Consider the following 23,806-nt stretch of genomic DNA (forward strand, 5'->3'; position numbering starts at 1 on the left):
CGCTGCCTACGCAGCGGCTCTTTTTTATTATATCGCGCGAATCGGTTTGTATACCGGATACCACATCGCTTCCTGCACTGCCTGTATAATGTCTTCAGGCTCTTCCGTAGCGACGCCTTCCTTCATTGCGGTTTTTGCAACTTCAACAGCAACGGTTGCCGAAACAGTGCGCAAATCTTCAACTTTTGGAAGCATCGGCGCGCCAGGCACCCCGACATTGACCATACCTGCGATTGCCCGAGCACATGCTTCAAACATGCCATCGGTAATTAATTTTGATTTGGTAACAATCGTTCCAAGACCGAGACCAGGGAAGACAAGCGCGTTGTTCGCCTGCCCGATATGATACGTAACTCCGTTATATTCAACTGGCGGGAACGGGCTTCCTGTCGTGATCAGCGCACGGCCTTCTGTCCATTCGATTAAATCCTCCGGCTTTGCTTCAGAAAGAGTTGTCGGATTTGACATTGGCAAAATCGCCGGCCGTTTCACATGTGACGCCATTTCTTTTACAATTTCTTCAGTGAAAGCGCCGGAAACCGTAGATGTGCCGATCAGGATCGTCGGTTTCGCCTGCCGGACCACTTCAAGAAGATCAATGCCTCCGCCGTCTCCGTTCCGCTGATAATCCTTCACTTCATCAGCCGAACGAGCATACGGCTTTTGGAAATCAAGAAGCTGATCCATATCATCTGTTAACAGCCCGTTTCTGTCTATGCACCAGAAGCGCTTGTATGATTCTTCTTCACTCAGTCCCTCGCGCACCAATGCTTCCCGCAGTTGTTCGGCAATTCCAATTCCTGCCGTTCCCGCTCCGAATATAACAACTCTGTGATCCCTCAGCGGAACTTTAGACGCTTTTGCACAGGATAAGACTGCGGCCAAAGAAACAGCGCCAGTTCCTTGGATATCATCATTGAAGGTACACACTTTATCTTTATAGCGTTTCAAAATGCTTCGCGCGTTTTTCGCCCCGAAATCCTCCCAATGCAGTAATGCATTCGGAAATGTTTCTCTCGCCAGCGCAACGTAGTCGTCAATAAATTGGTCATAGCGTTCCCCGCGCACTCTGGAATGCTGGTTGCCGACATAAAGCGGATCGTTCAAGAGGCTCTCCTGATTTGTCCCCGCATCTAAAACAACAGCCAGCACTCTGCTCGGATCAATGCCCGCAGCCGCTGTATAAACCGCCAGCTTGCCAATAGAAATCGCGATTCCTCCGACGCCCCAGTCACCGATTCCTAAAATTCCTTCTGCATCAGTTGCAACAATTAAATCGATCGTATCGCTTTGATCTTTATACTGTTTAAATGCTTCTTTCATACCGTCCGGGTCATCGATTGACAGATAGAGCCCTCGTGGTTTTCTGTATTCATGGCTGTATCTCTGAATTGCCGTTCCAACTGTCGGTGTGTAGACAATCGGGAGCATTTCTCCTAAATGGTCATTTAACAGGCGGTAAAACAACGTTTCATTCCGATCGTGCAGCGCCGTTAAATAGACATTTTTACTCAAATCGTCAGGCTGTGCGGAATATTGTTCATACGCTCTTTTCGCCTGATCATCAATTGTTAATACCTTGGGCGGCAGAAAGCCTTTTAAACCAAGTTCTTTTCTTTCTTCCTCAGTAAAAGCAACACCTTTGTTCAAAAAAGGAACAGAGAGCACTTCAAGGCCTCTTAATGTTGTTTGAATGTCTCCTTCGTTTGTTACTCTGAATTGTTTCACCCTGCCTCTTCCTTTCTGAGTATAATTAGTACTAGGTTTGCATTATTAGCCGGAAAACATGCAGGGTAAACATAAAAATATGCTATTGCTTCATTCGCTTAACTGACTTTTTGATGCTTCCGTCCTCCTCCCATTGAAGGGCGCGATACTCGGCATCATGATAAAAAATAAACCAAGCGTCTTTTTCTGCTGCGAACGCCTGCCATTTCTGCTTTTGCGGGATAGAGGTCATCGGATAATCATCGTAAGCCAGCACCCATAGCGGATTGCGGTGGGCATGTGTCGGCATCAGATCTGCCATATGTACGGCAGTTTCACCCGCATCCTCGCATATCAGGACACTGTGTCCGTCGCTATGGCCTCCGGTGTGATGCATTGTAATACCCTCTGTGATCGTTAAGGTGTCTTCAAAGGTTTTGACTTGGCCAGTTACAGCCTCCCAATTTTCTTTCCAATACGTATTTTTCGACCTGATATTCGGATGGCGCATTTCGTCCCATTCAACAGCTGATGTATAAATCACTGCATTCGGAAAGACAGAGACGAGCCGTTCACCTTCATATTCCGTTAAACCGCATGCATGATCAAAATGAAGGTGTGTCATTGCGATCACATCTATATCGGCAACCGTTAATCCGAGTGCAGCTAATGAGGGTTTCACATTCGACTCTTGTGTCACGCCATAGTTTCGTTTTTGTTTATCAGTCAGCTTGCCGGACCCAATTCCGGCGTCAACGATGATATTGAGCCCATCCTTTTGAATCAAAATAGGGTCTGTCCTTAGTTCAATCTGGTTTTTTTCATTGACTGGATATTTTTTAGACCAAAGCGGCTTTGGAACGACGCCGAACATGGCACCTCCGTCCATATGCGTCACGCCTCCGTCAAGCCAGGTCAACGTGATATTACCAATTTTCATTGTTTCCATTTTCATCCCCCCTGTCATCATGGTAGCAAACGGTCCATAAAAAAAACAGACTCCTGTCAGAGTCTGTCTTTACGTTCTCCATTCAACCTCAGCCCGATAGATCGGCTGGCCGAGTGCAGAGAATTTTTCTTCATATTCTGTCATAATATTGCCTTCCAGATTGCTGTTATGCAAATCGAGACTGACGTATGTCAGCAGCAGGCCGTACTCAGAGAAGCTCTTCAAAGAGTACTCAAACAAACCTCGGTTGTCCGTTTTAAAATGAATCGATCCGCCTTTGCCCATTACTTCTTCATATTTTTTGAGGAAGTGGGAATATGTCAGGCGGCGTTTTTCATGCCGTTTCTTCGGCCAAGGATCAGAAAAGTTCAAGTAGACCCGTTTCACTTCCCCCGGCTCAAACACATCCGTCAGCGTGTCCGCATCTATATTCAGAAGCTTTACATTCTGCGCTTCGCTGTCTTTTACTTTTTGGACGGCTGTCACGATGACGCTTTTAAATAACTCAATACCAATATAATTGATGTCGGAATTTTGTTTGGCCATACCAGAAATAAATTGGCCTTTTCCTGTACCGACCTCGATATGGATCGGATTGTCGTTGCCAAACACTGTGTTCCATTTCCCTTTATAATCAGCAGGATTGCTGATGGCAATATCTGCGTTTTCAGCCAAAAAGTCATCAGCCCAAGGCTTGTGGCGCATTCTCATATGATTGACACCTCTATCTATTATTTCGACTAACAACATACCATGAATTAAAAAGACCCGCAAGCTCGTTTTTCCAGTGTATCTCTCTTAAGGCCGAGCGCATAAAAAAAGAGGGTCCCGTCTGCTGGAACACTCCTTTCACATGTATAAAAACGCTCTGTTTTGAACAATTTAACCCGTATGATACTGAAGGGAAGTGTACCGTTATGGGTTTACATTATGAGCATCAAGTTCATTTATTGAAGGATATATTGACTGACCATCAATTGGACTGCTGCGGAACAGTCGCAGAGTACGAGCAGCTTGAGCGTGTGATTAAATCACTGATGGCAAACACCGAGCTTGATTCAAATTTCAAAAACGTGCTTGAAGATGTTTACCGCTACAGCCAATCAGGAATATCGTCCAAATCCATCGACTCACACATACAAGAGCATCAGAACAGCCTGTCTCAATGGGTAGAGCAAATGGATTCGTATTCCTGATTAATCAACAATTCGTTTCATGAGGATATGCAGCTCTTCCATTGCATCATGAAATTCCTTATCATTTCCTTTTGCTTTATGCCAGGCAATGAAAGTAATTGTTTCAGATAACACATACCAAGCCATTCGCAACCGAAGGCTTTCTGTCAGCTCTATGCCGTACATGCTCAGCCAGCTCTCCCAAGCTGGCTTTTCGACGTAGTGGTACAGCAAAGGCCCGAGGTCCATCGCCGGATCAGCGATCATGGCGCCGTCCCAGTCAATTAAATACAGCTGGTTGTCTTCAGACAATAGCCAGTTATTATGATTGACATCACAATGGCAAACGACTTTCTCACCGAAATGCACTTCATGCAGGTGTTCTTCCAAATACTTGATCCCTTCTTGAATCAGCGGCGAAGATTGCTGCACAGCAAATACAGCCTGCTTCAGCTGAGACAAAAGAGCCCCCGGGTTCAGCGGTTCTTTTCCAAGTCTCTTCAGCATGTCCAGCAAGGCTTTTGATGTGTGTATTTTACGAAGCAATTCAGCAACGGGCCGTCCGCTCATGTCTTTAGGCTTCAGCTCTCTGCCGGTCATCCAGTGCTGGGCCGTAATGACGTCCCCATTTTCCATCCGTTTTGTCCAAACCAGCTTCGGAACAATGCCTTCGGCGGATAAAACAGCTAAAAAAGGTGAGCTATTACGTTTTAAAAAAAGCTGCTGCCCGTTATGTTTCGCATAATATGCATCTCCTGTAGCTCCTCCGGCGGGGAAGATCTCCCAATCGCTACCTAGTAATTGTCCCAACCAGTTCATATCAATGTTCAACCCATCATTTCTTAAAATATTTTAGAATTAAGGCTAATCGTTTCTAGTCTATCCAGCGAATGCCTTTTTCGTACGAATCGTATAAAAATAAAAAAGACAGCTATTGAGAGTCTCATATGCTAATCAATAGCCGTCCTTTAAATTTTAGCGCTATAGCACAAACTTCGTCAAGCAAAACTCTTAAGATCTGATGCTAAATATAAGATAACCGTTCCGATGCCGTTTACTGCAACCGTTTTCTTGATTTCTGCCGGGTCTTCCTGAAATCCTGATGGATCACATAAAAGCCGATAAGGTATGTCGTTTGGCAGCCTCCACTCGACGGAGGCTGGACTCGCGTGATGGATAACAATGATATCTTTCCATTCGTCAACCTCGTCAAGATCATAAAGCCTGTATGCGATAAGGTGTTCTTTTAGCGTCAAGCATTCAAGATGGCGCCGGATGTCTGCAGCGGACCTAAGACGGAATGCAGGATGCGCTTTTCTCAGCGTGATCAGCCTGCGGATATAGTGAACATCTTCTTTGAACGTTTCACGGCGATCCCAGTCGAGCTGGTTGATGCTGTCACTGGATTGATAGCTGTTTTCCACTCCCTGCTTCGTCCGGAAAAATTCCTGGCCGCTGTGAATAAACGGCACCCCTTGGGCAAGCAAAATAATCGCGGCTGCAAGCCTTTGCCTGCTTCGCTTTCGGCTGTCATTTTCTTGAGGAAGCGCGAAGCTCATTTTATCCCAAAAGGTGTGATTGTCGTGTGATTCGATATAATTGATGGACTGGCTTGGTTCCGGAACAATCGGTGCTAATGCCTTCCATCCGGAAGACCCGGCAATTCCATGCATCACAGCTTGTGCTGATTCACCGCTGCCGAGCGCAAACCCTGCTGCCATAAGGTGAAAGGTGTTCCCTTTTACAGCGTCACGAAACATATCATTAAAAAAACCGATGCCCGGCATTCTTGGCGCGTTCGCCAAAGCAGCTTTCTGTTCATGCGGCAGCGGTGTAGCCAGATCCCACCCTTCTCCAAAAAGCAGGATTCCGGGCTTTGCCTTAGTTGCTTTCTCTTTCATATAAAGCACGGTGTCAATATCTAAAATGCCGAGGAGATCAAATCGGAAGCCGTCGACATTGTATTCTTCAAGCCAATAGACCACGCAATCTGCAATAAACTTTCTCGCCATCCTTCTTTCTGATGCAATATCATTGCCAACGCCGGTGCCGTTTGACGGCATCCCACATTCGTCGTGCCGGAAAAAGTAACCGGGCACTGTCTTTTCAAAGGGTGAATTCTCGCGATTATACACATGGTTAAAAACAACATCCAGAATGACTCGCAGACCGTGCTGATGCAGGGTATTGATCATTTGTTTCAGCTCTGTTTTTCTCGTTTGAGGATCATGAGGGTTTGAGGCATAGCTTCCCTCCGGGGCAAAGAAATGAAGCGGGTTATATCCCCAATTGTATGCATCAAGCGGCTTCTCTTCATCAACTCCGGCAAAATCATTCACCGGCAGAAGCTCCACATGTGTAACACCAAGCTCTTTTACATACGCCAGTCCCGAAGAACTGCCATTTGCGGTTTGTGTATCAGTTTCCGTCAGCGCTAAGTATTTTCCCTTGTTTATCATGCCGCTGTTTTCATGGATGGAGAAGTCGCGAAGATGCGTCTCATAGATGACGGCATCCACAGGGTGTGAGAATGGTTTAAGAGGAGCAGTCCATTTCATTTGATCCTGGCGCAAGACGACGCCCTTCTCTCCATTTACTGTCACAGCCTTTGCATACGGGTCAACGGTTTCCATCCATTCTGAATTGTTGCAGATAGAAAACAAATACTCATATCCGTGAAGGTCACCTGTGACCGTAACGGCATAGACGCCTTTTTCCAACCGAGTCATTTGGAATGTGCGCCCGCTTTTATTGGGGTGTGAAAGCTTGACAGCAGCTGAGGTTGCAGCAGGCGCCCATACTTTAAATACGGTATGATCCGCGGTATAAACGGCGCCCAGCTCTCCGTCATAATAAAATTCGTCATCAAACGCAGCCGTCCGGATGACCGCGCCAATTTGGAGATCCGTTTTGTGGCCGCTGGATGCTCTGACGCAATGGATTTTTCCAAATGTCACAGGATGGTCGGATACGCAGATGTACTTGTATTTTGCTTCAAGGGAGTATTCCTCCCTGACAGCCAGAGGAAAAACTGTTGTTTCTGTCTCAAGCCGAAACGGCGGTGTCATGATTTCCTTTTGCTCAGCAGGAATCAGAACAGTAATGATATTCATGTCATCGACATACGCTTCGAAGCTGCGGCGGATGCTGACCATCGGAAGCTCTCTCCTTCAAACACGTTTATGTTTTGATCCTTAGGGGTGAAGGACTAGATGCCAGACGAAACGGGGTAGTGCCCATGATTTCTCCGTCAGCATGGAACGGGATTTTGTCCTTCGTGTAAAATGTAATGTCTTTCGCTTTAAACATCGTAACGCCATCCATCTTTGTATGTTTTCCAAATGCCATGAGACATAAAAGCCAATATTTTTTCAAAAACGGCTGGTTTTCAACGATTACGATATCAAATGTCTTCTCGCGCGGATTTGCTAGGGGCGCAGCCTTCATGCCTCCCCCGTAAAACGGATGGTTGGATACAACGGCAAACCAGACATCATGAAATTCGCGCGTCTCGTCCTCCGTCGTACAAGCTAACGTAAACGGCTTAAAGGTTGCCGAAGCGTGCAAATGAGAAAGCGGATACACAAGAAATCGAAGGCGGAGAAAAAGAAAAACCCGTCTCAACGGAAATTCCATCGCCTTTTTATTGACATATGCGTCAAACCCGATTCCGATATGATTCATAAAATAAAGAATCTGTGATTTATCCTGAAGGAAATTGACGCTCCCTAAATGAAAGGTTCTTGTTAACGGGCGCTTTACCTTCTTGATTTCCTGTATCAGATCGATTTTTTTGATAGAGAATCCTCGCGAAAAATCATTATACGCGCCCGCCGGTACAAAGCTCAGCTCAATATCGTCAACATCTTTCAGCCCGTTGACAACTTCATGCATGGTTCCGTCTCCGCCAATGACGATCAGGCGCTTCAGCTTATATTCTTGTATCGTTGAAATCTGTCTGGCGAGCACCTCGGCGTGTCCCGGATGTTCAGTTAAAAATGAACGGTGCTCAATCTTTCGTTTGATCAATTCTTTTTGAATGGACTTCCAAACACGCAGGCCGTTCCGATGTCCTGCTGTCGGATTAATAATAAAAAACCAATGGCTCATCTTTCTCACCTGCTTATGTTATGAGAAAACCGCTCAAATCGTTCTCTTTTACTCCAGCCACTCCTGTCTGCGATAGGAGTCAGACATGCAGTAAGACAATAGAGCCTTTGCAGCCTTTACCTGATGATGTTTGATCGGAGCAGTGTTTTTCTTCTGCCGCTCAATCCATTCTTCCGCGCTCCGCTTATCCGCTATTTCTAAGCCGTATGGCGGCTCCGGGTAATCGATGTACGACGTTCTGCTCAGAAGCAATTTCCGAACCGGAATCTCAGCCTGTTTTTCCTTTACGATTTTTGACACAACCGAGTCCGTACGAAACAGGCTAAGCCCTGGATTTAACACTGATGCAGTCTGAGAGGCTGTTTTCTTGTCCCAAAAACGATTTTTAGACCCTATGTAGACACTGTCTTCCTCAGCCTCTAAAAAAGAAACGCAATAAATTTCCAGAGGAGAAATAATCACAATGCTTAATTCAACCGCCGCCTGCTGAATTTTCAGCACAGGCTTATACATAATAAAATAAGAATCAGGCAGCTGCTGGGTCAGATAACGCAAAATGCGGTCCTGCTTCACCTGGTTTGAGAGTTGAGATATTTCTGAAAGAGTAGAGCTGGCCCATTTGAGCTGAAAATCATATAAATGTCTTTTATAAAAAGAAGCAAGCGCCACCCTGCTCTTCGGGAGCCTTACATGAATATCTTCTTCGTCCTCAAACCATTGGTGTCTCTCTTCTTGTATATCGGCTTTTATCTCTTCTTTTCTTCTTTTCAATGAAAATTTTTTTCGTTTCTGCACCGGTTCCGGTTCTTCAGCACTGGCTTGCCTTTCTTCATGCTGGCGCTCCGCTGCTTCTACTAGTGAAAGCCAGCGCTCTTTTTTCAGACGTACAAACTGGTTGATATAATGGTACGGATCAAGCTCATATCTTGATATATAATCATGAATTTTGATGATTTGTGCCATGTTTGTTTCTCCACTCCGCAATGAATTAAGATAATTGAAATTTGAATATTTCCTCGTATTTTGGTGATTGGTTCAAGTGTATTTGAAAGAGCGAAAATCGTTCAGCCATCATCGAAACTTCGCCGCTTTCAAACGGAACATGAGCTGGAAATCCTTGTTCGCCTGTCCATTTTCTTGCCAGCGTCATATGAGGATGATACGGTCTTTTTTCCACTTGAAAGCCGGCCTGAAGTACAGCCTGCTTCGTATGTTCCCGCAGTCTATCAAGCGTTTTGTTTTTCTTTGGCTCCAGATGTAAAACGCGCGGCCTTCTGCGGTCGCCGAATACATCTATCTTGTCAAACTCAATTGAAAATGGGTCAATTTCTGAAGCAATCTCTGCTAGCGAAACTTCAAGCTTCTTTATTTGTGTCTCATCCGCCGCTCCGAGAAAAATTAACGTGATATGATAGTCAAGCGGGTGCACCCATTTTTGAAACGTCAATACCGGTTCGTTTTTCGCAGCCTGGTAGATCGGATTTGCAATTCCCTCAGGTATGGGAACACCGATGAAATAATGAGGCCGTATATCTGGCATCCGTCTGACACTCCCTTCTTTGACAGCTATTATTTTATCAATAAAGAGGCTGTGCGGATAGAGGAACAGTGTATGAAAACACTCTCGCACAAACGTTTATTATGTTAGGATATTATATGACACTTGTTTTATTCAGAAAGGAATGACAATGTTGAAAATCGTTGCAAACACAGCTGATCTGATAGGAGATACACCGCTAGTGAGATTGAATCGGCTTCAGCCGGAAAATGCGGCACAAGTCTATTTAAAGCTTGAATTTTTCAATCCGAGCGGCAGTGTGAAAGACAGAGCCGCTTATCAAATGATCATAGAAGCTGAACAAAACGGTTTACTCAAGCCGGGATCAGTTATTATAGAGCCGACAAGCGGAAATACCGGAATCGGGCTCGCCATGAATGCGGCAGCACGCGGATATAAAGCAATCTTAGTTATGCCTGATACGATGACGAAGGAACGGATCAACCTACTTAAAGCTTACGGTGCAGAGGTTGTATTAACTCCCGGAGAGGAAAGAATGCCGGGCAGCATCAAAAAAGCGAAGGAGCTTGCCGAACAAATTCCGAACAGCTATATTCCAATGCAGTTCGATAACACTGCCAATCCTGATGCGCACCGGAAAACAACAGCGCCTGAAATCGCCCGGGCAATAGAGGAAATCGGAAAACCGCTCGGCGCTTTTGTCGCCTCCTCTGGAACGGGCGGAACCATTACCGGAACAGGTGAGGCGCTCAAAGAGCTTTTTCCGGATATCACGGTTCATGTTGTTGAGCCAGCGGGTTCGCCTGTATTATCCGGCGGAAAACCTGGCGCGCATAAACTTGTAGGAACGAGCCCAGGCTTTATACCGCCGATTTTAAATGAAGACGTTTATGATGAAATTATCAAAATCTCTGATGAAGACGCGTATACGACGACAAGACGGCTTGCTGCTGAAGAAGGAATTCTTGTCGGTCCTTCATCAGGCGCTGCCTGCTTCGCGGCAATCGAAACAGCGAAACGCCTCTCTCCTGACAAAGTTGTGGTCTGCATGACAGCTGATACAGGAGAACGGTACTTATCAACTGATTTATGGTCATTTATTTAAAAAAAGGACTGGCTTCAGCAGAAGCCGGTCCTTTTATTTTGCAAGCTCGTAAATTGCCTGAGCATATAACGCTGTCGATCTAAGCAGGTCATCAATCTCGATATATTCATCCTTTTGGTGTGCGCTGTCAGGGCGTCCGGGGAACAGCGGGCCGAACGCGACACCGGCTTTTAAGGATCTCGCATAAGTCCCCCCGCCAATTGAGATTAAGTCAGCTTTTTTACCCAGCTGGCCTTCATAAACCTTTTGCAGGGTTTTGACTAACGGATGATCTGCGGACACGTGATGCGGCTTGCTGTCTTTGAATTCTCCCAGCTCAAATTCAGATGCGCTTTCGAATGCATCGCGGATCACTTTGCTTTCAGCTGTCACAGGATAGCGGATATTGATCCCGAGCTCGCCTCCTTGCCCTTCTTTATAGCGCAGTGTTCCGACATTTAATGTCAGCTCACCGCTGATTTCATCCTCACAGTCGATGTCCAGTTTTTTTCCTCTTGTATCACCTGAGAACTTATCTGTCACAACTTGCACAAACCGCTTTCCTGCATCGTCAAGCTCAGTCTGCTGGAGAAATTCGCACAATAAAATGCCGGCATTGATCCCATTGTTCGGTTCCATCGCATGGCAGGAAAGACCGTACATACGCAAAATGAGCTGTCCGTTCTCTATTGCAGCTTCCCCTTTTTGGTCCGTCGTGCGGAGCATGTCTTTAAATGAAGACAGAATCTCTTCATTTTTCGGCCCTTCAATGACAGCTTCCGCAGCATCAGGCACCATGTTCAAACGAAGGCCTGATTGAAACGAGACAAGCACTGCCTTTGGTTCTGCTTGATTTGGGCGGTGCGGAATAAGTAAAGAAGCATCGATGATCCCTTTTTCCGCATTAATGATAGGAAAATCGGCGTCAGGCGCAAAGCCCATTGTTGGCATTTCTTCATGCTTGAAATAATGCTCTACGCATCTCCAATCACTTTCTTCATCTGTTCCGATAATCATTCTGACTCGCTTGGACAGGGGCAAATTCATGTCTTTCACGATTTTCAGCGCGTAGAATGCCGCCATTGTCGGGCCTTTGTCATCAATGGCGCCCCTTGCATAAATCCGTCCGTTGCGGATTTCAGCTGAAAATGGATCACTCGTCCACCCATCTCCCGGCGGCACGACGTCAACATGGCAAAGTACGCCGATAATGTCATCACCCTCCCCCCATTCAATATGACCTGCGAAGCCGTCAAGATTTTTTGTTGTAAAGCCTTCTTTTTCTCCAAGCTCCAGCAATGAAGTCAGGCTGGCATTTACCCCTTCTCCAAACGGTTTACCGGGTCCGGCGGTTGTTTCGTCCATGACACTGTTGATTCTCAAAAATTCCTGCGTATCACGAATTAAATCCTCTTTTTTTCTGATCACTTCAACTTCCCAGTTCATAATGATCCCCTTTCCGCAAGAAATGACTTGCAAAAACCAAATAAAACGAATAATATTAATGGTGTTTTGTTAAAACGTTCGTAATTGGAGGATACTATGTTTCATCTAAAAGAGCAGCAAACATCCATAAAGCAAGAAATCATAGCAGGGCTGACGACCTTTTTCACAATGGTCTATATCGTCGTGGTCAATCCGGTCATTCTGGCTAACGCCGGGGTTCCTTTCGACCAGGTGTTCACCGCAACGATTATTGCCTCCATTGTCGGAACGCTGTGGATGGCCCTGGCAGCAAATTATCCGATTGCTATTGCGCCCGGCATGGGCTTGAACGCTTATTTAGCCTTTCATGTCGTAAGCGCAAGCGATGGCGGCATCACGTACGCAACAGCTTTCAGCGCAGTATTTACAGCAGGGGTTCTCTTCATTATTCTATCGTTAACGCCTTTAAGAAAACAACTTATAGAAGCGATTCCAAACAATTTAAAATACGGGATCACAACAGGGATCGGGCTGTTTATTGCTTTTATCGGTTTGCGTCAAGCGGGCATTGTGGCAGCTGATGAGTCAAACCTGGTCACTCTCGGCAATCTGCATTCACCTGGTGTTATCTTAACGCTGGTTGGCCTTTTGATCAGCGTGGTCCTGATGGTGCTGAATGTTAGCGGCGCTTTATTTATCGGAATGGCAGCTACCGCTTTGATCGCCTTTTTCACCGGTCAGCTCCATTTTTCAAAGGGATTTATGTCACTTCCTCATTTGCCGGAAGGATTGATGATCTCAAATCCATTTACCGCTTTTGGCGATGTCATTCATCACGGCCTGTACGCTGTCGTCTTTTCTTTTCTATTAGTCACAATTTTTGATACGACAGGCACGATGATCGGAGTTGCCGAGCAAGCCGGGCTGATGAAGAACAACAAGCTGCCGAACGTGCGAAAAGCGCTGCTTGCTGATTCAACCGCGACGACAGTAGGAGCTGTTTTCGGCACAAGTCCGACGACTGCATTTATCGAATCTTCGGCGGGTGTCGCAGCCGGGGGAAGAACGGGGCTTACGGCTTTGACTGTCGCGGTGATGTTTGCGGCTTCAATGTTTTTCAGTCCGCTTGTCAGCGCCTTGTCAGGTATAGCCGCCATCACCTCGCCTGCTTTGATTATCGTCGGTAGCCTGATGATGGGCTCAGTTTCCAATATGAACTGGAAAGAGATGGACGAGGCATTTCCTGCGTTTCTCGTCATTCTGGCCATGCCTTTGACCTCTAGCATTTCTACAGGAATCGCGCTTGGCTTTATTTCGTACCCAATAGTAAAAGCGGCGCGGGGAAAATGGAGAGAGATTCATCCGCTCGTCATCGTTTTCGCCATTCTGTTTTTCATCCAGCTGTTTATTTTATAACATAGACCAAAAAACCCAGACGGCAGCCGTTTGGGTTTTTTATGTAAACAATAAAGAGACAGCGGCCGCTAAAAAACAACAGGCGGCAAACGCATAGTGCAGGATGTTGATACAGCTTTTTCTGGCCCGATAATAATCATCACTTTCCTTATCGGTGCCAATTAAAAAAGGGGCATCCATGACCTTGTCAAAAATAAGCGTCAGGATATAACGGCAAACCCCTGTATATACCAGCAGCGCAATCACCTTCAGCCAAATTGGGGAAACAAATATGAGAACGGTGAAAGCTGACAATAGCATGTACATCTGCCTCGCATACTCGCCATTCCTCAGCATGACTTTAAAAAACAATTCCTTATAGCCTGTGCAGATCGTTCGTCTTTTAAATATCCTTTTTGAATTACGGTATAATAACGGTTTTCTTCTCATCCTGTCTTTTACTTTTGGCATTCCCGCCTCCTGACTCATCATCATCACAAGTCCTGCAAGGGCAAGCCTGCTTTTTTTCTCTTCAGTCACCTCAGCTTCAAAAGCCGTGAACGAAGCTGTCTTTTTCAAACTGCGGATAACTGAGAAAAGCAAAAATAAAATGCCAAAAAGCGCAAGCAAGTGCCGCTCAGTAAAAACAATCAGGATCGCAGAACCAGCAAAAAGAATAGCTCTGACAAGGATATCGCCAATCCATCTCGAAATAGAGCGCGGCTTTCTGATCCTGTCTTGCTTTAAGGATAAAAAGACTATATGAAGGCCAAACAAATAACACAATAGAGCAGCGCTTTCTGCGAATGTGATGTGAACAAAATGACTGATAAGGGGAAGGACAATAAAAAAGAGAAGCAGCCATTTAGCCATCGTGACCAGAAAAGAATACAAAAGCGCGTACCGTTTGAGCTGATAGATGATTTCTTTCTTTTGCAGCAAAAACACTTTGTCCGCTTCCATTAAAAATGTACGAATCGATCCTGTAAACATGATCAGCCCACACACAGCGTACAGCCATCTCCACTCCGCCACTTCAGACCACTCATAAAGAAGGCCTCTTCCATTCATCAAATCAATAGACTGATAGATGACAAAAGCAATCGCCGGCAAAACGATATAGAGAGCGACTGTCCAGTCAATGACCGCATGCAACACTTTAAACTGATACTTGTAATAGTCAAACAGCCTTCGAAAAAAGAGCGTACGCCCGTTCATGGCCGATCACCTTGAACTGCCTTATAAAAACAGTCAAGCAATGACTGCCCCTCTAATCCGGTCTTGTCCTGAATATCTTTTAACGTGCCTTGGAGAAATAATGAACCTTTCTCAATCATATAAAACCGGTCACAGATTTTTTCCGCGGTATCGAGTACATGCGTGCACATCAGAATTCCGGCTCCACGTTCTTTTTCAGCCTTAAGCATGTCCACAAAGCGTTTCGTCGATATCGGATCAAGGCCGATAAACGGTTCATCAATCACATACATATCCGGCTTAGAGAGAAAGGCCTGGATAAGCATTAGTTTTTGCTGCATGCCCTTCGAAAAGGTGACAGGCAGCTCATGTTTGACATGATCAAGCGAAAACGTCTGCAGCAGGCTTTCGGCCCGATGCGCAAATTCCCTCTCTTCGATGCCGTGGAGTGTGCTGATCAGATCCAAATGCTCCCACAGCGTCAGTTCTTCGTAGAAGGACGGATGCTCCGGAATATATGCAAATGAACAGTCGTTCCAGGCAATATGCCCTTTAAAATCTTCTGAAAGGCCGAGTATCGCCTTGATTGCGGTGCTTTTTCCGGCGCCGTTAGCTCCGATCAGTCCAACTAGTTCCCCTTTTCTGACTTCCAAAAAAACATCGGTGAGCACTTTTTTTCGGCTTGTATACCCGGCCTGTTCTATTGAAGCTTCAAGCAAACTTGTCAAAACTCACCCACCTCCAAAATTTACTACGAAACAGAATAAAAAAAGTTTCTTTAACCATAATAATATTGAGCCGAAATACATAGTAATCCAACAAGGATGGCTGCCCAACGCGAATTGGAAAAAATTAATAGGAGTTATCCCTAGATTCATCACTGCAATATCGTGTATAATGAGGGCGAATTATTATAACAATTACAGATGTCTGCCTTTGTTGCTATTTCGTACGCAGTTGATAGTCGTGAGTTGTGGTTAGTCAAGTCCATCCGATCTTATGATAGGGAGTGGTTTTTTGAAACCTTCAACAAACCGTATGCTAACTCGAATCAAATCAGTTTACATGTTTATCCAAGAAAAAGGTCTTGTGACAACACAGGAACTGGTTGACGAATTCGGCATTACACCTAGAACGATTCAAAGAGACTTAAATGTGTTGGCATATAATGATCTTGTTCATAGTCCAAGCCGTGGCAAGTGGGAGACAACGAGAAAGAAAGTAAAGATTACCTCATAAATTGAAAAATTACATAGGGCCGCCTGAGAGCGGCCCGATAGATAACAGGGCGAAGAAACTACTGAGCCTTGTTTTTGTGTGCTTATAAATAAAACCCCGCATTCGGTATGCGGGGTTTTTGTCATGCTTGCGGCTCATTGAGCAAATGAAGCTCTTCCTCTGTCAGCTCACGGTATTCTCCGGTTCCAGAGCGGGATCTAGGGAAACGCGTCCCATCGAAAGCCGCTTCAGATAAATCACTTCATTGCCGACAGCCTTTGCCATTTGCTTGACCTGATGATATTTTCCTTCTGTTATTGTCAGGTATATCACGGTATTGCCACTGTCGTTTGTTTTAATTTCCGCTTTCGCCGGCTTTGTTTTATAGCCGCCCTCTATGTAGACACCCGTTTCCAAATCGGAGATGTCTTCCCGAGAAATCTGTGATTTTAAATGGACTTCATACGTTTTTGGAACATGCTTTTTAGGAGAAAGGAGCCGATGTGCGAGCTGCCCGTCATTTGTGAGCAGCAAAAAGCCCTCTGTATCTTTATCAAGCCTGCCGGCTGGAAATGGCTCAAATCTCATCTCCTCCGGCGTCAGCAGATCGACCACTGTTTGCTGCCGGCTGTCCTCAGTCGCCGACAGCACGCCCTGCGGTTTATTCATCATAAGATAAATGAACTCTCGATAATCAACCCGTTCCCCGTATAAGGTCACCTCCTGCGCATCAGGATCAACGTGCGCCTTTACATCTTTGGCAGGTTTGCCGTCGATCATCACGGCTCCAGCCTTCACAACGGCTTTGACTTCTTTTCTCGAACCATACCCGCTGTTGGCAAGCAGCTTATCAAGTCTCATTCCCAATCTCTCCTTTATAAAAGAAAGCCCGCAGCATGCGAGCCCTCAGTTTCATCATATCTAGTTCATCAGCCTGCATGTCTGCCTTTCCTTAAGAAACCTGGCAAACGGCGGCCTAAAATTTTCTGCAAAAATCCTAATCGGTAGCCGCAATACAGGTAGACAGCTCCGCCAACAGCGGCCGCGATCACCACAACAATCGCAGCTTGCAGCTGGCCATCCTGATAGGAAATAAAGAAGCCTAATACCCACTGCACGATTTTCACGGCAATACCCATAATGGCTGATAAGACCAGCATCAAAACAGTTCGTTTAACTAGTATCTTATACGAATAGCCTGCATGGCGCTTAATCATGATAAACCCATATAAAAGGGAAGCGATATATCCAAGCGCCGTCGCTAAAATCGCTCCGTCAGCCTGCATCAGCTTGATCAGCGGAACATTCAGCACAAGCTTGATCACGACGCCAATCACAAGGCTGACAACCGCAAATTTTTGCTTATTGATGCCCTGCAAAATGGCTGCGTTGACTGTAAACAAAGAGAACAGAATTGCGACTGGCGAATACCATAGCAAAATGTTTGCCCCCAGTTCAGGGTGAAGGCTCTCTGACCCGTAAAAGAACGTATACGTCGGTCCTGACAATAGAGAGATCCCGACAACAGCCGGAATAATTAAAAACAGGATCGTCTGCATCGTTTGATTAATCTGCTGATTTAATAGCTTATAGTTTCCGCTTGTAAACGATTCAGTAATCGTTGGAATTAATGTCAGTCCGAAAGCAGTTGCTAGGGAAACCGGGATCATCACGAGCTTCTGAACATACAGGGTTAGAATCGCAAGCATGTCCTGGCTGATGGCTTGATGACCGGCTTCAATCATCGCTTTGTTAAACGTATTTGTATCAATATAGTTATACAAAGGGATGGCTAGTCCGACAAAAACGTACGGAGCAGCATAGCTGAACAGCTCGAAAAACATTTTCTTGTAGCTTAGGTTTGCTGTCGGACCCGTATTCGGCATCATCGCCAGCAGGCTGCCCTTCCGTTTGTTCCAATAAATATAAAGCACGACCAGCCCTCCGAAGGCACCGATCAGCGCTGCGAAGGTTGCATAGCCCACAGCGATGACAAGGCCGCCGTTGAAAACCTTCAAAATCAAGAATGTCGCACTCAATAGAAAGATGATGCGGACAATCTGTTCAACGACTTGGGAAACAGCTGTCGGACCCATCATTTGGTGCCCTTGAAAGAATCCGCGGACAAGGCTCATAATCGGTACGACCAAAAGCGCTAAGCTGACCATGCGGATGACATAAACGACATGATCAATTGTCAGGCCGTTATTATCCTTGCCTCCCAGCGATATTTCCGCAAACATCGGAGCCGATAGATACAGAATGAAAAAGGCTATCATTCCTGTGACGAGCATAACCGACATGCCCGCCTTGAGCATTTTCCTGCTTGTCTCATAATCCCCTTTTGAATTATATTTGGAAACAAATTTAGAAACAGCGGCCGGAAAGCCCATCGTAGCAATATTCAAAAATAAAGTGTATTGGTTGTATCCGTATTGAAATAATGCACCGCCTGTCGCCCCGACCATAATGCTGAAGGGAATTAAATAGACCATCCCCAGAATCCGCGATATATATGTACCGAGCGTTAATACAAACGTGCCTCTTAACAGTTTGCTTGACATGTTTCTTCATCACCATTTTCTACGAAGATTCAACTTTTCTATTTTACCACAACTGGGCATTTAGACGGTAATAAATACAAAAGCAATCCTGTGAACATTCATGTCCGCGGCAAAAGACGTTTAAGGAGCGGCTTTCTTTCGCTATAATAGTACTGCGGACGGGGTGTCCGCACACGAAATGAAAAGAAAGTTGATGATAAAGATGAAACAATATGACGTAATCGTAATCGGCGGAGGCCCTTCAGGCTTGATGGCTGCGATTGCAGCAGGAGAACAGGGCGCTGGCGTGTTGCTGATAGATAAAGGAAATAAATTAGGACGGAAACTCGCGATTTCCGGGGGCGGCCGCTGTAATGTGACGAACCGCCTTCCTGTGGAAGAAATTATCAAGCACATCCCCGGCAACGGGCGTTTTTTATACAGCGCGTTTTCTGAATTTAATAATGAAGACATTATCAAGTTTTTTGAAAACCTCGGCATTCAATTGAAGGAAGAGGATCACGGCCGGATGTTTCCTGTTACCGACAAAGCCCAAAGTGTCGTTGACGCGCTGTTAAACAGGCTGAAGCAGCTCCGCGTAACAATCAGAACGAACGAGAAAATTAAATCTGTTTTATATGAAGATGGACAGGCAGCAGGGATTGTGACGAATAATGGCGAAATGATCCATAGCCAGGCAGTCATTATCGCTGTAGGCGGTAAAAGCGTGCCTCATACCGGAAGCACGGGAGACGGCTATGAATGGGCTGAAGCCGCGGGCCATACCATAACAGAGCTGTTTCCGACAGAGGTTCCCGTCACTTCTGCCGAACCGTTCATTAAGCAAAAAACACTTCAGGGCTTATCACTAAGAGATGTAGCCGTCAGTGTGTTAAATAAAAAAGGCAAACCGATTATCACACATAAAATGGACATGCTGTTTACCCATTTCGGCCTCTCAGGACCTGCCATTCTCAGATGCAGCCAATTTGTCGTAAAAGAGCTGAAAAAACAGCCTCAAGTGCCGATCAGGATCGACTTGTATCCGGATATCAATGAAGAAACGCTTTTCCAAAAGATGTATAAAGAACTGAAGGAAGCACCGAAAAAAACCATTAAAAACGTGCTGAAGCCTTGGATGCAGGAGCGCTATCTCCTATTCCTGCTCGAAAAAAACGGCATCTCTCCGAACGTATCGTTTTCTGAGCTGCCGAAGGATCCTTTCAGACAATTTGTAAGGGACTGCAAGCAGTTTACTGTCCTCGCAAATGGCACACTGTCGCTTGATAAGGCATTTGTCACGGGAGGCGGGGTATCTGTAAAAGAAATTGACCCGAAAAAGATGGCTTCTAAAAAAATGGAGGGGCTTTATTTTTGCGGTGAAATTCTGGATATCCACGGCTACACAGGCGGATACAATATTACCTCCGCCCTTGTCACAGGCAGGCTTGCAGGGCTAAATGCCGGGCAATACGCCCGTTCTTAATCATTACTCTTTAAATCTCTTGCCGCCAAACTCACATTTGAACATTCCCCGCATTCATGTTAGGGTGAGACTTGTTTTGTTTCACCTGATTGCGGGGTAATTTTAAGAGAGGAATGAGCTGCCATCGTACGACCATACTAAGCCTGCGAGCAAGATATAGGCGTACACAAAAAATTAGAGGGTGAGAAATGTTGAAACATATATCTAGTGTATTTTGGATTGTGATTGCAATCACAGCTGCAGCTGTATTATGGGGTGTTATTTCTCCTGACAGCCTGCAAAATGTGTCTCAATCGGCACAAGCATTTATTACCGATTCATTTGGTTGGTATTATCTTTTAGTTGTCTCTTTGTTTGTCGGGTTTTGTCTCTTTTTGATTTTCAGCCCGATCGGAAAAATCAAACTCGGAAAGCCTGATGAAAAACCGGAATTCGGGTTACTATCATGGTTTGCCATGCTGTTCAGCGCAGGCATGGGAATCGGCTTAGTATTCTACGGTGCGGCTGAACCGATCAGCCATTACGCAATTAGCTCTCCATCAGGTGAAACAGAAACCCCCCAAGCCTTCAGAGATGCACTCCGCTATACGTTTTTCCACTGGGGTTTGCACGCTTGGGCCATTTATGCCATTGTGGCATTATGCATTGCCTATTTCCAATTCCGCAAAGGCGCGCCCGGGTTAATCAGCAGCACACTGTCACCGATTCTCGGCGATAAAGTAAACGGACCGATCGGAAAGGCCATTGACTGTATTGCAGTTTTCGCCACTGTTGTCGGGGTGTCAACAAGTCTTGGTCTTGGCGCAACCCAAATTAACGGCGGTTTGAATTACCTGTTCGGCATTCCGAATGCGTTTATCGTCCAATTGGTTTTAATCATTATTGTGACAGTGCTCTTTTTACTTTCTGCGTGGAGCGGACTCGGAAAAGGAATTAAGTATTTAAGCAACACAAACATGGTATTGGCCGGATTGTTAATGTTGTTTATGCTCGTTGTCGGGCCTACAGTGCTGATCATGAACTCATTTACAGATTCTATCGGACAATACATTCAAAATATCGTTCAAATGAGCTTCAGACTGACACCGAACGATCCTGAAAAACGCGAATGGATTAACAGCTGGACGATTTTCTATTGGGCATGGTGGATTTCCTGGTCTCCATTTGTCGGCATTTTCATCGCCCGTGTATCCAGAGGCCGGACGATCCGCGAATTTTTAATCGGTGTCTTGGTGACACCTTGTATTTTGACATTTCTATGGTTCTCCATTTTCGGCGTATCAGCCATGGATCTCCAGCAAAAAGGCACGTTCAATGTAGCCAAGCTGTCCACTGAAACGATGCTGTTCGGAACACTTGATCACTATCCGCTGACAATGGTAACATCGATCCTTGCATTGATTCTGATCGCAGTATTCTTTATCACGTCTGCAGATTCAGCTACATTCGTGCTGGGCATGCAGACGTCGTACGGTTCTTTAAATCCGGCGAATTCTGTGAAACTCAGCTGGGGTATCATTCAGTCCGCCATGGCGGCTGTGCTCCTATATTCCGGAGGGCTTGCCGCTTTGCAGAACACAGCGATTCTGGCAGCGCTGCCGTTTTCTATCGTTATCCTGCTGATGATTGCCTCTCTCTATCAATCGCTCTCAAAAGAAAGAAGAGAGATCAAAAAAGCGGAGAAACTCGATAAACCGAGAAGTCCAAGAGTGAAAAAAGCATATTAACAAAAAAGATCTTTCCGCGCCTGCGGAAAGATCTTTTTATTTGCGATATAAGATAAGGGCGGAAAAACAGTAAAGCTGCTCGCCGTCTGGGTCGCACGCTGCCGAAACCGTATATTTGATATCAATCAGCTGCTCCTCCGATATCCCTTTTAAAAATGAATTGATTTCCGTCTGTAAGTCTTTTTCATGCTCTTCATCAAATACCGCTACCTTCAGCATTTTATCCGCTCTCCTTTCTCTATCAATCTATTCCGTTTGGAACAGCGTTATGATAGAGAAATGATGATTATCTCGTTTCCGGATAAAAAGCTTTCCGTATATGGGATTCCCTCTGTGGCTCGCCGCCGTGCTGCTCCACTTTCAGCAGCACGGCATAAACAATTCGCATATGACAGTAGCTGATCAGGCTGACGCTGAAAAAAGGGACAATGCCGGGCAGGTACGCAAGCAAGAAAAAGAGAGCAACAGTCAGCGCAAGCATAGCAAGCGTATATTGCAAATACGCCACACTGAGCAAGAGCGAAAATTTCACATACAGACGTTTTTTCCAGTCAAAATGGACAAGCAGCGGAAACACATAAAAAAGCATGGATACGAACAAAAAGCCAAATATCATAATGGCGAAGCGCAGGATGTGCAGAAGGAAATGACTTGGATAAATGAAGGCCAAATCAATATAAATGATCACTCCGATGAGCGCCAGTACAGCGCCGAGCAGATTTGAACGAAAAAATTCACCCTTGTATTCCTGCCAAAACGTTTTGAGCACCGGAACGTTGTCCTGCCCCTGGATCCACTTCCGCATGATAGCGAATAAAGCCGCGGTCGCGGGCATGATGCCAAACACACCGAGACCGAGCAACGTAAAAAACAGCCACAGCAAGTTTGTATACGCAAATCTCATGATCCATTCGCAAAAGCGCAGCATCCGCCCCAGTGAACCATCATGTTCCATGGCGCCCCCTCCTTTTTTGCATTATACATTCTGCATCTGAAAAAGCTCTTTCATGCCGATCGGCTTCTTTTCGGCAACCGAGCGCCACATTCCCTCACCAACCGCGATGGAGTAGGCTCCAGCTTCAGCCCCGGCTAAAATATCATAGCGGCGCAGCGGGTCTTTTCCTAAAAAAAGATCCTCAAGCAAAAGCGGATCACCTCCGCCATGCCCCCCTTCATTTTTGACTACTTGTATCGTCTGCTTTGATTCAAAAAGCGGATAGTATTCGATTGTCTGCTCAGGAAAAGCAAACGGAATTCTGGAAGGTTCGTGAAATTCATTTGATTCAATACGCCCTTTTGTGCCGTTGATCGTCAGCCGGTAGCCTTCATACGGGGCCGAAAAAACAATCGAGTAGCTTAACAGTGCGCCGCCATCATATTTGACTGCCGCCACGTACGTATCCTCGATGTCAATTTCCTCGTCAAAAATACACGCGTCAGGTCTGTATGCAGTATATAAGCTGGACTGGTCTCCTGCTTCGAGATGATCATCTTTTATAGAAGCTTTAGAGGAACGGGGATGCCACCTTGAATAGTAGTGGCATTTTTCTTTAACACGGCACGTCCCGCAAAAACGCCCGTCTTCTTCCGGCAAGGGGTTCCACTCACTGTCCGGCCCATAGTAATTCAAGGCGCCATAAGCAAATACCTCTTCCGGATTTTGCCCGAGCCACCAATTGACGAGATCAAAGTGATGTGTTGATTTATGGACAGAAAGGCCCCCGGAAAACTGTCTAGACCTGTTCCAGCGTTTAAAATAGCTGGCGCCATGATACGTATCAATATACCAATTTAAATCAACGGAGGTGACCCTGCCTATTTTTCCGTCCAGAATCATTTCTTTTATTTTCCGATGAAACGGGCTGTAGCGATAGTTAAACGCGACGGTGACTTTTCCTTCGCTTTTGGCCTCCGCTTCAAGCACCCGATTCGCATCCTGCACTGTTGTCACCATTGGTTTTTCAGTAATTACATCTGTATCCCACTGAAGGCTTTTTACAATATATGTGACATGCGTATCGTCCCTGCCTGCCACAATGACGATATCAGGCTTTGACACGCGCATCATCTCGTCAAAAGCATCTTCGCTAAACTCGGGCACGTGGGCCAGCTCGGGAAATTTCTTCTTGCAAACGGCAAAACGTTTCGGATCGGCATCCAGCAATCCCGTAATCTCATAATGAGTTGAAAACCGCTCCAACAGCGGTTTGATAAACATACTGAATGCTCTGCTGCTCAATCCGCAAAAGACGATGTTCTTCAATATCCTCA

The 23,806-nt window shown here is 45.7% G+C and carries 21 protein-coding genes and 1 pseudogene; 6 read left to right on the top strand and 16 right to left on the bottom strand.

Translation table 11 applies throughout. The features are described from left to right. Positions 1–27: 27 nt before the first annotated feature. The 3 genes from AC0OMA_RS14990 to trmB all read right to left on the bottom strand — a co-directional run bounded on the left by AC0OMA_RS14990 (position 28) and on the right by trmB (position 3,367). The gene (locus tag AC0OMA_RS14990; RefSeq protein WP_474222216.1) at positions 28–1,728 is read right to left on the bottom strand and encodes an NAD-dependent malic enzyme; all 1,701 of its coding nucleotides are present in this window, start codon (positions 1,726–1,728) and stop codon (positions 28–30) included. A gap of 82 nt (positions 1,729–1,810) precedes the next feature. After that, complete coding sequence (locus AC0OMA_RS14995) at positions 1,811–2,656, bottom strand: YtnP family quorum-quenching lactonase (RefSeq protein ID WP_047183039.1); 846 nt, start codon at positions 2,654–2,656, stop codon at positions 1,811–1,813. Positions 2,657–2,725: 69 nt separating this feature from the next. Further along, positions 2,726–3,367, bottom strand: a complete 642-nt coding sequence (gene trmB / locus AC0OMA_RS15000; protein ID WP_047183040.1) for a tRNA (guanosine(46)-N7)-methyltransferase TrmB — start codon at positions 3,365–3,367, stop codon at positions 2,726–2,728. Positions 3,368–3,573: 206 nt separating this feature from the next. Here trmB and AC0OMA_RS15005 point away from each other — a divergent pair, with 206 nt between their 5' ends. Next, positions 3,574–3,852 carry a YtzH-like family protein gene (locus tag AC0OMA_RS15005; RefSeq protein ID WP_003237926.1) on the top strand — a complete coding sequence of 93 codons (279 nt, stop codon included), beginning with the start codon at positions 3,574–3,576 and terminating at the stop codon, positions 3,850–3,852. Here the strand turns inward: AC0OMA_RS15005 and AC0OMA_RS15010 are convergent, their stop codons facing one another. The 5 genes from AC0OMA_RS15010 to thpR form a co-directional block, all read right to left on the bottom strand. Continuing rightward, positions 3,853–4,650: a phosphotransferase family protein gene (locus AC0OMA_RS15010; RefSeq protein WP_009967993.1), complete on the bottom strand. Its 798-nt coding sequence runs from the start codon at positions 4,648–4,650 to the stop codon at positions 3,853–3,855. A gap of 179 nt (positions 4,651–4,829) precedes the next feature. Then, entirely contained in the window at positions 4,830–6,986 is a 2,157-nt protein-coding gene (gene pulA / locus AC0OMA_RS15015; protein ID WP_474222217.1) for a type I pullulanase, read from the bottom strand. A 25-nt stretch (positions 6,987–7,011) separates the two neighbouring features. Continuing rightward, positions 7,012–7,941: a YegS/Rv2252/BmrU family lipid kinase gene (locus tag AC0OMA_RS15020; RefSeq protein ID WP_047183042.1), complete on the bottom strand. Its 930-nt coding sequence runs from the start codon at positions 7,939–7,941 to the stop codon at positions 7,012–7,014. A 48-nt stretch (positions 7,942–7,989) separates the two neighbouring features. Further along, positions 7,990–8,904: a hypothetical protein gene (locus tag AC0OMA_RS15025; RefSeq protein ID WP_003229241.1), complete on the bottom strand. Its 915-nt coding sequence runs from the start codon at positions 8,902–8,904 to the stop codon at positions 7,990–7,992. A 25-nt stretch (positions 8,905–8,929) separates the two neighbouring features. Further along, entirely contained in the window at positions 8,930–9,481 is a 552-nt protein-coding gene (gene thpR / locus AC0OMA_RS15030; protein WP_474222218.1) for an RNA 2',3'-cyclic phosphodiesterase, read from the bottom strand. A gap of 148 nt (positions 9,482–9,629) precedes the next feature. Between thpR and cysK the strand changes: the two genes are divergently transcribed. Continuing rightward, positions 9,630–10,565: a cysteine synthase A gene (cysK, locus tag AC0OMA_RS15035; RefSeq protein WP_003229237.1), complete on the top strand. Its 936-nt coding sequence runs from the start codon at positions 9,630–9,632 to the stop codon at positions 10,563–10,565. 33 nt (positions 10,566–10,598) lie between these two features. Here cysK and pepV read toward each other — a convergent pair whose 3' ends face one another. Further along, complete coding sequence (pepV, locus tag AC0OMA_RS15040) at positions 10,599–11,990, bottom strand: dipeptidase PepV (protein ID WP_021480325.1); 1,392 nt, start codon at positions 11,988–11,990, stop codon at positions 10,599–10,601. 96 nt (positions 11,991–12,086) lie between these two features. Between pepV and pbuO the strand changes: the two genes are divergently transcribed. Then, entirely contained in the window at positions 12,087–13,385 is a 1,299-nt protein-coding gene (gene pbuO, locus AC0OMA_RS15045) for a hypoxanthine/guanine permease PbuO (RefSeq protein WP_003229234.1), read from the top strand. 39 nt (positions 13,386–13,424) lie between these two features. Here the strand turns inward: pbuO and AC0OMA_RS15050 are convergent, their stop codons facing one another. Continuing rightward, positions 13,425–14,582 carry an ABC transporter permease gene (locus tag AC0OMA_RS15050; protein WP_474222219.1) on the bottom strand — a complete coding sequence of 386 codons (1,158 nt, stop codon included), beginning with the start codon at positions 14,580–14,582 and terminating at the stop codon, positions 13,425–13,427. Continuing rightward, the gene (locus tag AC0OMA_RS15055; RefSeq protein ID WP_474222220.1) at positions 14,579–15,289 is read right to left on the bottom strand and encodes an ABC transporter ATP-binding protein; all 711 of its coding nucleotides are present in this window, start codon (positions 15,287–15,289) and stop codon (positions 14,579–14,581) included. Before AC0OMA_RS15055 ends, AC0OMA_RS15050 begins: the two co-directional genes overlap by 4 nt. Before the next feature lie 289 nt (positions 15,290–15,578). On the opposite strand from AC0OMA_RS15055, the gene AC0OMA_RS15060 reads away from it, so the two are divergent. Continuing rightward, positions 15,579–15,800, top strand: coding sequence for a DeoR family transcriptional regulator (locus AC0OMA_RS15060; protein ID WP_003152337.1), 222 nt, complete (start codon positions 15,579–15,581; stop codon positions 15,798–15,800). Between the two features lie 121 nt (positions 15,801–15,921). Here the strand turns inward: AC0OMA_RS15060 and AC0OMA_RS15065 are convergent. Both AC0OMA_RS15065 and murJ read right to left on the bottom strand, forming a co-directional pair. Next, positions 15,922–16,640 (bottom strand): annotated as a pseudogene (locus AC0OMA_RS15065) (pseudouridine synthase). Between the two features lie 68 nt (positions 16,641–16,708). Next, on the bottom strand, positions 16,709–18,343 hold the full coding sequence (murJ, locus tag AC0OMA_RS15070) for a lipid II flippase MurJ (protein WP_014480588.1): 1,635 nt from the start codon (positions 18,341–18,343) through the stop codon (positions 16,709–16,711). Between the two features lie 202 nt (positions 18,344–18,545). Here murJ and AC0OMA_RS15075 point away from each other — a divergent pair, with 202 nt between their 5' ends. Beyond that, a complete protein-coding gene (locus tag AC0OMA_RS15075; RefSeq protein WP_015483573.1) occupies positions 18,546–19,808 on the top strand; it encodes a BaiN/RdsA family NAD(P)/FAD-dependent oxidoreductase in 1,263 nt (420 codons plus the stop codon). A 188-nt stretch (positions 19,809–19,996) separates the two neighbouring features. Next, entirely contained in the window at positions 19,997–21,535 is a 1,539-nt protein-coding gene (gene opuD / locus AC0OMA_RS15080; protein WP_015384403.1) for a glycine betaine transporter OpuD, read from the top strand. Positions 21,536–21,571: 36 nt separating this feature from the next. Here opuD and AC0OMA_RS15085 read toward each other — a convergent pair whose 3' ends face one another. The 3 genes from AC0OMA_RS15085 to AC0OMA_RS15095 all read right to left on the bottom strand — a co-directional run bounded on the left by AC0OMA_RS15085 (position 21,572) and on the right by AC0OMA_RS15095 (position 23,798). Beyond that, positions 21,572–21,754, bottom strand: a complete 183-nt coding sequence (locus tag AC0OMA_RS15085) for a sporulation protein Cse60 (protein WP_003223398.1) — start codon at positions 21,752–21,754, stop codon at positions 21,572–21,574. A gap of 67 nt (positions 21,755–21,821) precedes the next feature. Continuing rightward, entirely contained in the window at positions 21,822–22,490 is a 669-nt protein-coding gene (locus AC0OMA_RS15090; protein WP_474222221.1) for a YesL family protein, read from the bottom strand. A 21-nt stretch (positions 22,491–22,511) separates the two neighbouring features. After that, positions 22,512–23,798 (bottom strand): Gfo/Idh/MocA family protein, encoded by a 1,287-nt coding sequence (locus AC0OMA_RS15095; protein ID WP_021480330.1) that lies wholly within the window; start codon positions 23,796–23,798, stop codon positions 22,512–22,514. Between the last annotated feature and the right edge of the window lie 8 nt (positions 23,799–23,806).

The sequence above is a fragment of the Bacillus sp. AMCV2 genome (assembly GCF_056033925.1).